Annotated in this window: 5 protein-coding genes; all 5 read left to right on the top strand. The window is 59.2% G+C overall.

Translation table 11 applies throughout. From position 1 onward, the window contains the following. Positions 1-137 precede the first annotated feature (137 nt). The 5 genes from PVA19_RS01080 (at position 138) to PVA19_RS01060 (ending at position 13,215) form a co-directional block, all read left to right on the top strand. Positions 138-7,268, top strand: coding sequence for a hypothetical protein (locus PVA19_RS01080; RefSeq protein ID WP_274100899.1), 7,131 nt, complete (start codon positions 138-140; stop codon positions 7,266-7,268). Between the two features lie 244 nt (positions 7,269-7,512). Further along, entirely contained in the window at positions 7,513-9,201 is a 1,689-nt protein-coding gene (gene fliF, locus PVA19_RS01075; RefSeq protein WP_062425102.1) for a flagellar basal-body MS-ring/collar protein FliF, read from the top strand. 345 nt (positions 9,202-9,546) lie between these two features. Then, positions 9,547-10,278 (top strand): transcriptional regulator VisN, encoded by a 732-nt coding sequence (gene visN, locus PVA19_RS01070; protein WP_062425103.1) that lies wholly within the window; start codon positions 9,547-9,549, stop codon positions 10,276-10,278. Between the two features lie 10 nt (positions 10,279-10,288). After that, positions 10,289-11,035, top strand: coding sequence for a transcriptional regulator VisR (visR, locus tag PVA19_RS01065; RefSeq protein ID WP_112955794.1), 747 nt, complete (start codon positions 10,289-10,291; stop codon positions 11,033-11,035). 326 nt (positions 11,036-11,361) lie between these two features. Then, a complete protein-coding gene (locus PVA19_RS01060; RefSeq protein ID WP_274100898.1) occupies positions 11,362-13,215 on the top strand; it encodes a methyl-accepting chemotaxis protein in 1,854 nt (617 codons plus the stop codon). The last annotated feature ends 78 nt before the right edge of the window (positions 13,216-13,293 follow it).

The following is a 13,293-nucleotide window of genomic DNA, read 5'->3' as shown; positions in this document are numbered from 1 at the left end:
CGTGCTTCGGAAAGCTGACAGTTTCGCACAAGGAACTACACCTAGGATTGTCACAGCCGGACGTATTCCGTCGATGGGATGTATCCGAGGTAGAAAAGAGGGCATGCTGCCCGTTTGAGCTTTGGTCAGGTTTATCAATGACATCGATCGTATCTTCGCTGAGCGTCAACCAGATCAGAAGTCTTACGACAAAAGCAATCGAGGACTGGAACACCGAAGACATCTCCTTTCTTACCTCCCAGCAGATACGAGCGCTGTCGTCCGAGCAGGTTGCAGCACTGGAGACGGTGGATCTAAAGGCCTTCAAGCCTGACCAGCTTGCCGCTGTCTCGACCAACGCCATTATCGGTCTGACGCTTACGCAACTTGCGGTCCTCGATAGCATCTCGATTGCAAGCCTTACCGGACGGCAAGTCGGCGCCCTGACAACCGAGCAAGTGGAAGGGCTGACGAGCGCGCAGGCCGAAGCTTTGACCGCATCTCAAGTCGCATCGATGACGTCCGATCAATTGGCGGCGATGAGCCCGGACGACATCAAGACATTCTCCATCGAGGATATCGCGGCAATCTCCAGCCGTGCGATTCCGGGGCTGAAACCTGAATTGCTGAAGGTCTTATCTCCAGAGAAGATCGCGGCAATCAGTCAGAAGGCTATTCCGCGTCTGGCGATCGAACAACTCGAAGCCCTGAGCGAGTCTCAGGTGAAGGCTCTTACATCGCTACAGCTGGGGGCACTGAGGCCCACGCAGCTTGCGGCATTCGATGCCGATGATATCGTCAATCTGACGTCCGGTGCCATCCAGGGCGTCTCTACGACCGCCATAGCGTCGTTGTCGACGGAGCAGATCGGTGCTCTCTCCACCGCTCAGCTGGCAGCTCTAACCTCATCGCAAGTCAAGGCTCTGACCTCTACTCAGGTGGCGGCCTTAAGCGCGAACTCTGTCGCCGCCTTCACCACTGGACAGATTCCAGCGCTATCCTCCCGCGCGATGACTGGACTGACCGCCGAACAGCTTGAAAAACTTTCAACGGCGCAGGTCGAGGCCTTCGCGTCGCTTCAGGTCAAGGCATTAAATTCCGATCAGATTGCGGCGCTCACATCGGCGCAGATCAACACTTTCTCGGCTGCCGACATGGCCGCCATCAACGGTGCCGCAGTTGCCGGCCTCAGCCCGACCATTCTTGAAAATCTCACGAAAGAGAATATTGCCGCGTTGAGTAGCGCGGCATTTTCCAAGCTCAGCACCGATCAGATCGATGCACTGACGTCAACGCAACTGGGGGCCATCACCAGCAGCCAGCTTGGGGCGATGTCCTCCGCTCAGGTTGCCGTGCTCGGATCGGCCAAGATCCAGTCGCTCCAAGCGACTGCCATCGGTTCGCTTTCCGCCAAGGCCATGCCAGGACTGAGCATTGAAGTCATCAAGGCTTTGACGACGGCACAAATCGGAGGTTTGAGCACGACGATTATATCGCGCCTGTCCTCCGACCAGATTGGCGCGCTTTCGACCGACCAGGTCGAAGCCTTGACCGCGCTGCAGATCAAGGTCCTCAGCTCCAGCCAAATGACGGCGCTTCACGCCGATGATATTCAGACATTCACCCCCGATGAGATCGCTGTAATTTCCTCAAGAGGGATACTCGGCGTCAGCACCGCAGCCATTGGAGCTTTGACTCCAGAACAGGTCGCGAAGCTGTCAAGCTCAGCCTTTTCAGCCTTATCGACCGACCAGCTCAAGGCGTTGACATCGACGCAGCTCCAAGCACTCACTGCCGTCCAGCTCAATGCTCTGAAGGCGGCTCAGATCAAGTCGCTTGCGGCTGAAGACATCGCGGCTCTTACCACCGCGCAGGTCGCCGCGCTCAGCACAGAAGCCGTTGCAAATCTGACCACCGATCAGGTTGCCAACCTGGAGACGGCGCAGCTTGAGGCGCTTACGTCCGTTCAGGTCAGGGCTATGACCTCTGCCCAGCTTTCGGTTCTGGATGGAGCGAGTATCAATGCCTTCTCCACGGCGGATATCAACGCGATCAGTGCCCGGACCATTCTAGGGTTGCGCCCTGACGCCATCGCCCTGTTGACGCCGGACCGCGTGGCCGCTCTGGCAACCGCCGCCGTGGCGGCGCTAACGACGGAACAGGTCGAAGCACTGTCCGCCACGCAACTCTTCAAACTCTCGTCATCTCAAGTCGCCGTCCTGAGCTCTGCACAAGTCGAGGCATTGAAACCGGACCAGGTCAAAGATGTCTGGTTGCCCGCCGAAGGCGCAGGAAAGCCGGTTCAGATCGCCGGCCTCTCCACCGCAGCCCTCGCCGCCTTGAGCACCAAGGCAGTGCCGGGCCTGTCTACCGACTTGATTGCGGCGCTGACGACAAACCAGATAGCGGGCCTGAACCCGAGCGCGGTTGCAAAACTGACGCCCGAACAAATGACCAGCTTGTCGAGCGCCCAAATCGCTGCCCTTTCGAAAGAGCAGATGAGCGCCCTGGGGTCGGGCCAACTCGGAGCTTTGACGCCTGCATTCATCGCAAAGCTGACCACCGACCAGATCACATCACTGACCGGCACGGCGCTGAAGGGATTGAGCTCCGAGCAGATCGTCGCGTGGTCGCCGGCTCAGGTGTCTGCGCTGTCACCGGGGCAGATTGCGGCATTGACATCCACCCAACTGGCAGGTCTTGGTACGGAAGATATCGCCGCCATCTCGACCGCGGGCATACAGGCTTTCGGGGCAGGGGCAATCGCCGGTCTTTCGAAAGAGGTGATTGCCGCTCTGTCCACAGAGAAGCTGGCATTGCTGAGCACCGGGGCTATCGCGACATTGACGGCACAGCAGGTCGCCACGCTCTCGACCGCGCAGTTAGACGCCTTGACGACGCGGCAGATCTCCGCACTTGGTTCAGAGCAGACTGCGGCGTTGGGACTTGATGACATTGCCACATTTTCTACGGGCGACATGGCCGCATTGTCGGCGTCTGGCCTTTCCGGGCTGTCGAGCGCTCTGATCGCCTCGCTGACAAGCGACAAGATCGCCGCCCTCTCGACAGGCGCTATCGCGGCACTGACCGCTGGCCAAGTCGAAGCACTTAAAACGAGCCAGCTGGCAGCGCTGACCATCAACCAGGTTTCCGCGTTAAGTTCCGTTCAAACTGCTGCGTTGAGTTCTGCAGGCCTTGCGGCACTTTCCACCGATCAGATTGCAGCGTTGAAAACGAGCGCCGTCACCAATCTCCCTGGCGATCATATCTCTGCGTTGACAACCGCGCAGCTTGCGGTTCTCACAACATCCCAGATATCTGCCTTCACGTCGTCGCATATTGCGGCGTTAGGGACGGCCCAGGTCGCATCTCTCTCGGAAGCCCAAATCGCGGCGATCAATACGGCTGCCATCGCCGCCCTTTCCGCAAGGCAGGTCGCCGCTCTCAAACCCAATCAGGCGGAAGCACTGACGACCCGTCAGGTCGCAGCCCTTTCTGCCGACCAGCTTGAAGCATTCGGCGCAGATGACATCGCCAAGTTTTCGACAGGCGATATTGCGGCCATCGGATCGAGCGCGATCAGCAGTCTCTCTACAGCTGTCGTCGCAGCGCTGACCACGGCCCAGGTGACGGCATTGAACGCCAGCGCTTTCGGCAATCTGACGACGAAGCAGGTTTCGGTGCTGACGACAGCCCAGACCGGCGCGTTGACGACAAAGCAAATCGCATCGCTTTCGGCTGACCAGATTAAAGTTCTGAGCACCGACCACATCGCGTCGCTGTCGGCAGCGCAGGTGACGGCTTTGAGCACCAATGGTGTATCGGGGCTCACGGCCACGCAAATGGCTAAACTGACCACACTTCAGGCGGAAGCGCTGACCGCTGTTCAGGTCGGCGCGTTGACGTCGGCGCAACTGGCCGTTCTCGGCAAGGAGGCCATGGCCAAGTTCTCGACGGCCGATATCGGTGCCATCGCACCCGGCACGATCGGTGGGCTTTCGACCGCCATTATCGCCGAACTGACGACTGGTCAGATCGCAGCGCTGGGAACCGCGGCGGTGTCGTCTCTCACCACTGGCCAGATCGGCGCGCTGACGACCGGCCAAGTTGCCGCCTTGTCCACGAGGCAGGTCGCGGCATTGACGTCACAGCAGATCGCAGCACTCGGATCGGACGATATCAGTGCGCTGTCCGCCGCCGCCCTTGGGGCAATCAATGGGTCGGCGGTTGCTGGTCTCTCCACCGATGCGATGTCGAAACTGCCAACCGAAGATCTGGCGGCGATCAGCCCTGCCGGGATATCCGGATTGACGACGGGCCAGATCGCTGCGTTGTCCTCCGACCAACTGAAGTCGCTGACCACCCGGCAGGTGGCAGCCTTGTCTTCCCGGCAGGTTGCGGCATTGGGTACAGCGGGTATTGCTCTCCTCGATGCTTACCAGATCGCCTCCATCAACAAGGATGCTGTACCTGGCCTTTCCTCCGCTCAGGTCGAAAAGCTGACTGCCGTCCAGGCCGAAGCGCTGACGAGCCTGCAGGTGAGTGCGCTCAGTTCCTCGCAAGTTGCGGCGCTGTCTGTTGATAACATCAAAGCGTTTTCGTTGAGAGACATCGCGGCTTTCTCTGCAGCCGCCATTGTGGGCCTGCCACCGGCAACCCTTGCCGCGTTGCCAGCTGGAACCATCGCTGCTTTGTCCACTGCCAGCGTCTCAGGTTTGACCACAGCCCAGGTTGCGGCGCTCAGCGTGGCCCAGGTTGGCAGCCTGACGGCGTCGCAGGTCGGCGCTCTCGGATCGCGCCAAATCGGCGTTCTTGGCACGGCCAGCATTGCAGCGCTCAGCACATCACAGATCGCCGCATTGAACGACGCCAGCGTCTCGGGTTTGACCGCAGCGCAGATTTCAAGCTTCACCACGGAGCAAGTCGAAGCGCTCAAAACATCACAGGTGGCACAGTTTAGCTCGACGCAGGTCGCGGCTCTCGGAACGGATGACTTGGCCGTTCTCTCAACCGCAGAGCTTGCGGCACTGAGTTCGAGTGCAATCCTGGGCCTCTCGACCACGGCACTTGCCAGCCTGTCCGCCGACCGCATTGCCGTTTTAGGAACGACCGGGGGCATTCAGGGCCTCTCCACAGGCCAGATGGCTTCACTGACCTCCGCCCAGCTCGCCGGCTTGACGACGGCGCAGATCGCGTCGCTTGGCTCCAGACAGGTTGCGGCCATCTCCACGGCCAACATGGCAGCGCTAACGACTGCGCAAATCGCGGCTCTGAGCACGACCGGTATCACAGGCCTGTCTTCCGACCAGATTGCCGCCCTGAGCACGAGCCAGGTCGAGGCATTCAACACCGCGCAGGTCGGTGCCTTTAGTTCCCTTCAAGTCGGCGCTCTCGGAACAGACGATATCGGCGTCTTCTCGACCGCAGAATTGGCGGCGTTGACATCGTCGGCTGTTGCTGGCCTCTCCACCGGCACCCTTGCCAGCCTTTCCGCCGATCGCATTGCGACACTCGGAACGGCCAGCGTTGCCGGCCTCTCGACCGCTCAAATAGCAGTCTTGAAGAAAGAGCAACTCGAAGCTCTCACCACGGCTCAGATCGGCGCTCTCGGCTCACGCCAAATCTCCGTTCTCGGCACCGCAAGCATCGGCTCCCTTTCTCGCGAGCAGATAGGCGCATTGAGCACTGCGGCCATCTCGGGTCTTTCTTCGGCAGCCATCGCGGCACTGTCGGCCGACCAGGTTGAAGCGCTCAACCCCGCACAGGTCGGCGCATTGACCTCCACGCAGATCGCAGCCATGGGGACGGACGATATCGCGCGCTTCTCGACCGAAGACCTCGCGGCGCTGACATCCAGTGCCATAGCGGGCTTGTCGACGGACGCGATTGCTCTTCTCTCGCCAGACAGGGTCGGCGCTCTGAGTGCTGGCGGAATTGCCGGACTGACGACGCTTCAGATCAAAGCGATGAGTGTCGATCAGGTCGAGGCTTTCACCCCAACCCAGGTGACCGCTCTCGGATCGCGACAGATTGGTGCTCTGAGCGCTGCCCAGTTGCGCGCCTTCTCGACGGCGGACGTCGGCGCGATAAGTGCGACGGGTATTGCTGGTCTGTCGACGGAAACGATAGCCGGGCTCTCGGCTGAGACCATTGCTGCGCTGAGCACGCTCGGCATTTCCGGCCTGTCTACCACGCAGCTTTCGGCGTTCTCCCACGATCATTTCGTCGGTCTTTCTACCGGCCAGATCGGCGCTTTGTCGTCCAAGCAGATCGCCAGCCTGAAGACGGCGGATCTGTCAGCGCTTTCCACTGCCCAGATTCTGGCACTCAGCACCGGGAGCATCCCGGGGCTCACCAGCGAGCAGGTGGGGGCGCTCAGCCTCGAACAGGTGCACGCACTATCGACAACGCAGATCAACGCCCTGACATCTGGCGCCATTGCCGGATTGACATCCCAGATGCTCGATACCTTTACCCCTGAGAGACTGTCCGCGATCAACGCCTCCGCCATTGCGGGCCTGTCGACCGGCTTTATCGCTTCGCTGTCGACCGGTGAAGTCGCAGGCCTCGCAACGGCGGCGATCGCCGGGCTGACCAGCAAGCAGATCGCTGCCATGGCGCCCGATCAAATCGGTGCCCTCTCGACGGGTCAGATCGCGGCACTGAGCGCCGATGGTCTCGCCGGTATCTCCTCCGCCGGGATGGCGACATTCTCCACCGCTGACATTGCGGCAATCAGCACAGGTGCGATCCGCGGTCTTTCCACGGCGCTTATCGCCTCCCTGACCAGCGCGGACATTGCGGTTCTCAGCCCAAGCCAGATCGGCAATCTCGGCTATAACCAGATCGTGGCGATGAGTACGGGCCAGATTGCTACGCTGACCACCGCGCAGATTGGCGGTCTGAATGCAGTTCAGGCCGCAGCGCTTGGCACCGACGACATCGCACTTCTCTCGACGGAGGAGATCGTCGCCTTGAGCAGCGGCGCGGTGTCTGGCCTGACGACAGGCGCAATCTCATCGCTGACCACCAGCCAGAGCGAGGCTTTGACGCCCGCGCAAGTCGGGGCTTTGACCGCCGCACAGGTCGCGTCGCTTTCCAAGGAGAATATTGCCAAGTTTTCGACCGAGGACATTGCCGCTTTCAGTTCCAGCGGCGTCGCAGGGCTTTCCACCCAGACACTGGTCAGCCTCTCCAGTGCCCAGGTCACGGCACTTCTCAACACGCACATGCGTGCCTTGACATCCGATCAGGTCGCAGCCGTCATCTCCACCTATTTGGCCGCCTAAAAAGGCGCTTTCAGCGGCTTTATTCCCGCCCTCCACCCGGAGGGCGGCATCAGTTACAGCATCGGCCCGGAAATCGGACGCGATTTTCGGAAAGCACGATGCGCAGACTTAAGGAGATAGAGCGTCCTTTGCGCGTCCATCAGGACGCAGGGCGTTCTATGAGAAATCCTCGCGCAAGCTTCGTCCTCTAGGGTGGCATCGGGACCAGAAGGTCTCGAACCCATGAATGACGGTGCGGAACAGAATGAATCTGTTAAATCAACTCCCTCAGGTTTTTAAAAACTTCGCGGCCTTAGGCCAGACGCGGCTTTTGGTGCTGGGTGGTGTGGGCGTTCTGTCCATGGCAATCATTCTCGCTGCAGCTCTTTATGTGAACAAGCCGGCCTATGAGACGCTTTATGTCGGCCTGGAAACCATGGATCTGAACAAGATCAGCATTGCGCTTGCCGAGTCCAATGTCGATTTTCAGGTTGGCTCGGATGGAACGAGCATCCAGGTTCCAGTTGGCATGACGAGCAAGGCTCGTCTGCTTTTGGCCGAACGCGGCCTGCCCGACAGCGCCAATGCCGGTTACGAACTGTTCGACCATGTCGGCTCTCTGGGTCTCACATCCTTCATGCAGGAAGTGACGCGGGTGCGCGCCCTCGAAGGCGAGATCGGTCGCTCGATCCAGCAGATCGACGGGATTGCGGCCGCCCGAGTTCACATCGTCATGCCCGAGGTCGGCAACTTCCGGCGGGGGGAACAGAAGCCCACTGCCTCCGTCATGATCCGGGCGAGCGCGTCCGCGGGCCGAAAGGCCTCCGCTTCCATTCGGCACCTCGTTGCATCCGCAGTGCCCGGCCTTGAAGTCGATGACGTGACCCTTCTTGACTCCACCGGCCAGCTTCTGGCATCGGGCGACGATGTCAGCAACGGCGCGATGAGCCGGTCGTTGACGCTGGCGCAGAACGTTCAGCAGGAACTCGAGACAAAGATCGACAAGGCGCTTGCGCCCTTCCTCGGCATGGACAATTTCCGCTCGAGCGTGACCGCGTCGCTTAACACCGACAGCCAGCAGATCCAGGAAACCGTCTACGATCCGAACTCGCGTGTCGAGCGTTCCGTTCGCTCCACGAAGGAAGATCAGAAATCCCAGGAAACTCAGCAGGATTCCGCAGCCACGGTCGAGCAGAACGTACCACAGGCGGCTCCACAGAGCGGTGGCGCCGGTCCGAAGTCGTCCGATGAGACGGCCAAGAAGGAAGAGCAGACCAACTACGAAATCAACTCCAAAACCGTGGCCACCGTTCGCAACGGCTATTCGATCGACAAGATTTCCGTCGCGGTCGTGGTCAACAAGGGCCGCCTTGCGAAGATGATCGGCGATCCGGCCGACCAGGCCAAGATCGACGCCTATCTTGCGGAGATGCAGAAGATCGTTACCTCTGCTGCCGGTACCTCGACCGAGCGTGGTGACGTGGTGACGATCACTGCCATGGACTTCCTTGAGACGCAGCTTCTGGACGAGGCTGTTGCCGGCCCAGGCTTCACCGAAGTGTTGAGCCGCAACTCCGCTGGCATCATCAACTCACTCGCCTTCGTCGCGGTCGCCTTCCTAGTCGTCTGGCTTGGTGTCCGTCCGGTCGTCCGCTCCATGTCGGCCGGTGGGGCTCCTGCCTCCGCGGAACTGGCGCAGGATTCGGCCGGGCTCGAACTGCCGGACTTCTCTCCTGCCATGGGTGGTGGCGCTGCCGGGGGCCTCATGGAAGGCTTCGGAGCGGACTTCGGCTTCGACAGTACCGACGATCTTCTTGGTGGGGACACGGGCGAGGGCGACTTCAACCGCCGGGTCCGCGAAGGGCCGGAACGCAGACTTTCGCGCATGGTGGAAATCAGCGAAGAACGCGCTGCCAAGATCCTCCGCAAATGGGCAGTGGAAAAAGCAGCATGATAAGAATAAAGGCTGGATCAACTCCGGCCTTTTTCGTTTATTCGAAAATTCTTGCTGTAGGCGTATGGCGGATGTGATTTAGTATTTGTTCATCAAATCGCCGATTTCAGGTGGGGTATGTTGAAAAGGCGGATGTGCGCAAATTCGAACAGGTATATGTTCAGGGTTGTAGTGCACGCGAAAAAGAGTGGATAGGTCGTTACAGACGGGTACATTTCTTCAAGCGTCTCCTAGACTACAACGATTCGGTCGCCAGGGGTGTTCGTCAAAAGCGGCGCTTCTGAATGGAAATGAGTTCCATCCCGTTTAGGCATCCCCGTCCGGGGAACGAGAGGGCGTAGGCTATTGAAAGTGGATGTCGATATTCGCAGGCTGTCTGCTGCGCCAGCTGAAACGATTGCGAGGCCCTTGCCACGCAACCAGCTCATTCGCAAGATTGCAGCCGCAGCGGCGGAAAGTGACATCATTGGTGCGATGGAGCATCTGACATCCTATGTCGGCGCTTCGCACTATCTGTTGTCGCGTGAAGACCTCCTGCAGGAGGCAAGCCTCAGCTTCATCGTCACTTCCGACTGGCCCTTCGATCTGGTGCGCAAGCTTGCCAACGAATTGACCGGGACACAGAGCCGATCCAGTGAAATGGAGAAATGCCTTTCCCTGCTCAAGCCACGCGTGCTGTCTCTTCCCGACGATGCGGTCGCGCCAGCAGGGATCGATCGCCAGTACTGGACGATTACCTTTTGCGTTGGACGCATCCGCTTCTCGCTGCTTTTGATGTTTGCCGAAGGCGTTCTGCCGGCAGAAGATCGGCTTCGTGAAGCTGGAATGCTGGCCGGTTACTTTGCAAGCTTCGGCATCGTCGAAGGCACGAAGACCGAGCGCGATATCGATCTGACAGAAAGAGAGCTTGAATGCCTCTTCTGGATTGCCGAAGGCAAGACCAGCGATGAAATGGCCATGATCCTTGGCATCTCGCGCAACACCATCAACAACTACATCACCAGCGTCATGCGCAAGACAGCAACCAAGACCCGCTCGGAGGCCATTGCCTACGCGGTCCGTAACAACCTTGTCTAAAGGGCGCATCATGGGTTTCGTCAAGGATTTGAGCAATGAGGGATCGGGTCAGCCGATAGCGTCGAAGACCATTCCCTCCGTGACGCGCTCCGACCTCTTCCCCAAGCTGGTTGCCATGCAGAGAAGTCTTGGCGCCAAAAACTTCATCGTTCTGCGTGCCGTTGCAGCCGGATTCCCCAACAAAAGGAAGCTCTCCTGCGAACTTGAAAATCTTGGTCTGGCTGCCGGCGAACAAAGCGCTCAGCTGGTTAAGATCCTCGGCGAACGTCTGCTCGATCATCTTGAATCGTCCCTGCTCCCCGTCGCCTGGACGAGCGAGCAAGAATCGGGCTTCGCCGATCTGCCGGACGTTCCCGCCCTTCTCATTCGCCTCGACAACGAGAATCTCGGATATTCCGGTGTCGGCTTTCCCGTGCGGCTTGGCACGATGGGCAACGGCTTCGTGATTTTTTGCGGTGGCAACCTGTTGCTCGACAATGAACTCATGCTGGAGCAGCACGTCAAATCCACGCAGATCATGATTGATCTCCTGGCCATGGATGAGCGTCGCGTCTCGCCGTCGGAGGCACTCAGCGAGCGCGAAGTCGCATGCCTGCAACTGGCAGGCGATGGCAGGATCAGCGAAGAAATAGCAACCAAGCTTGGTCTGTCCGTTCACACGGTCAATGCCTACCTCGGCTCCGCGACCATCAAGCTGGATTCCGTCAATCGCATCCAGGCGATCGCCAAGGCTATCCGGCTTGGTTTTATTCACTGATACGCGTCGCAGTGTGCCGTCGAGGCTAAGTCTCGTTCCGTTGGTACAGTCAACTGAGCGCCCGACACGTCTGCAGACATGGCTTGAAAAGCCGTTGGTGCTGTGCTTTGCGTGAAACACGCGCACCGCGCGGAATCATAATTTTTTGACGATAGTCATTCTTTTTCGCATCACGCGTTGGTGCGTTCGAAGACATTTAGACGTGAAATCAGCCCGTTAGAGTTGATCCAAAATCGCGTTCGCTTAGCCTAGGCTGTTGTAGAATTCCCTGAAAATTAATCCTTTTGCTTCAAATTGCCTAAACTCGTTAAGATTGGGGTTTAGCAATGGGGCGTTTCGTTTCGAGATCCATCGTGGTGCAGATTGTATGTCTGGCCATCGGTCTCATCTTCCTTGGTATCGTTGCCGTCGGTGCTTCGACCTATGTGCGGTTGAAAGAAGACGTCATGCAGACGGCTTTGATGGATACGGAACGTGCCGTCCGCAGCATGGCCATCCTCTATGAGATGAAGGTCGGCGGAACCACGCTCGCGATCGAAAACGGTGAGTTGAAATCGGTCAGCCGTCCCAGCATCGGCACCTTGCTCGACTTTGACCTGGTGGATCGTGTCGGTATGGCAAATGGTGGCGTGGCAACCGTTTTCCAGGCGCAGGGCACGGATTTCCTTCGTGTCTCGACCAGCCTGAAGAATGAAAAGGGCGAGCGCGCCGTTGGCACCAAGCTTGCCGTCGACGGTGCTGCTTATGCGAAGATCACCAAGGGTGAGTCCTACTTCGGTCCCGCAACTCTGTTCGGCCGCGACTACATGTCGGGCTATATGCCGGTTTTGTCCAAAAAGGGAGCACCGGTCGGTATTCTTTTCGTCGGCGTGCCCTTGGAGTTCTACCAGGGCCATATTGACGGTTTGCGCAACATGATCCTCGTCGTCGGTGCGGCTGTCATGCTTGCTTTCAGCATTCTCGGCTACTTCGTGATCAAGCGCAGCATGCGCCCTCTCGGTAACCTGACGGATGCGATCAGATCCCTGTCTCAGGGCAAGCTCGATACCGACATTCCTTACATGGAGCGGAAGAACGAGTTCGGCGATATTGCTCGGGCCTTGGAAGTCTTCCGCGACAATGCACGCGAGAAGCTTCGAATCGAAGGCCAGAGCGTGGAAGAGCGTGCTCAGGCGGAAGCCGAACGGTCTCGCAACGATGCCGAGAAGCTAGACACCGATCGCCAGATCGAATTTGCTGTCGGCCAGCTGGCAGCCGGTCTCGCGCGCCTGTCCGATGGCGATCTCACCCAGACGCTCGACGTACCTTTCTCCGGTCGTCTCGAACAGCTTCGGGTGGACTTCAACACTTCGCTCGCCAACCTGAAGGATGTGCTTCAGCAGGTGCGTGAGCGCACCTTCATCATTCAGAACAATGGCGCCGAGATGCGCAAATCATCGGATGATCTGTCGCGCCGCACCGAATCGCAAGCCGCGTCGCTGGAACAGACCGCCGCCGCCGTCGAGGAAATCACGGTCACCGTGAAATCCTCCGCTGAACGTGCCCGGGAAGCCAACAAGGCCGTTCGCATCACGCAGGAAAGCGCCGACAACTCCGGCTCGGTCGTCAAGAACGCTGTCGATGCCATGGGTCGCATCGAGGAAGCGTCGCAGAAGATCGAACAGATCATCGAAGTCATCGACGACATTGCCTTCCAGACCAACCTTCTCGCGCTGAATGCCGGCATCGAAGCTGCGCGTGCAGGCGAAGCGGGCAAGGGCTTCGCCGTCGTCGCGCAGGAAGTGCGTGAACTCGCCCAGCGTTCGGCAGACGCCGCTCACGAAATCAAGGCGCTGATCAACCAGTCGACGCAGGAGGTCAATTCCGGTTCGCTGCTGGTGCAGGAAGCAGGTCAGGTTCTCTCCTCGATCAGCCAGCAGATCGTGACCGTCAGCAAGCATGTCGAAACCATTGCCACGGCCACCAATGACCAGGCGTCTGCGCTTCAGGAGGTCAACAGCTCCGTCAACCAGATGGATCAGATGACCCAGCAAAACGCTGCCATGGCGGAAGAGTCGAGCGCGGCAAGCCAGATGCTCGCCGATGAAGTCGAAGCACTGCTTGGTCTCCTCCAGCGGTTCCGCATGGAGCAGTCTCACGCCGGCGCTGCGCGACATAGCCAGTATGGCCGGGCAGCCTGAACAAACGTGAGACCTTAACAATAGGAGCCGCCCTTCGTCTGCAGGGCGGTTTTTTTGTGAGCGCGTGCCGGTGCAGTG

It is taken from the genome of Agrobacterium sp. CNPSo 3708 (assembly GCF_028674915.1).
Lineage (GTDB): Bacteria > Pseudomonadota > Alphaproteobacteria > Rhizobiales > Rhizobiaceae > Agrobacterium > Agrobacterium cavarae.
This window is presented reverse-complemented; position numbering and strand designations above follow the sequence as displayed.

Bases quoted from the DNA above. Each gene is read 5' to 3' on its own strand.
- PVA19_RS01080 (WP_274100899.1), top strand. From the start codon at position 138: ATGACATCGATCGTATCTTCGCTGAGCGTCAACCAGATCAGAAGTCTT.
- fliF (WP_062425102.1), top strand. From the start codon at position 7,513: ATGAATCTGTTAAATCAACTCCCTCAGGTTTTTAAAAACTTCGCGGCC.
- visR (WP_112955794.1), top strand. From the start codon at position 10,289: ATGGGTTTCGTCAAGGATTTGAGCAATGAGGGATCGGGTCAGCCGATA.
- PVA19_RS01060 (WP_274100898.1), top strand. From the start codon at position 11,362: ATGGGGCGTTTCGTTTCGAGATCCATCGTGGTGCAGATTGTATGTCTG.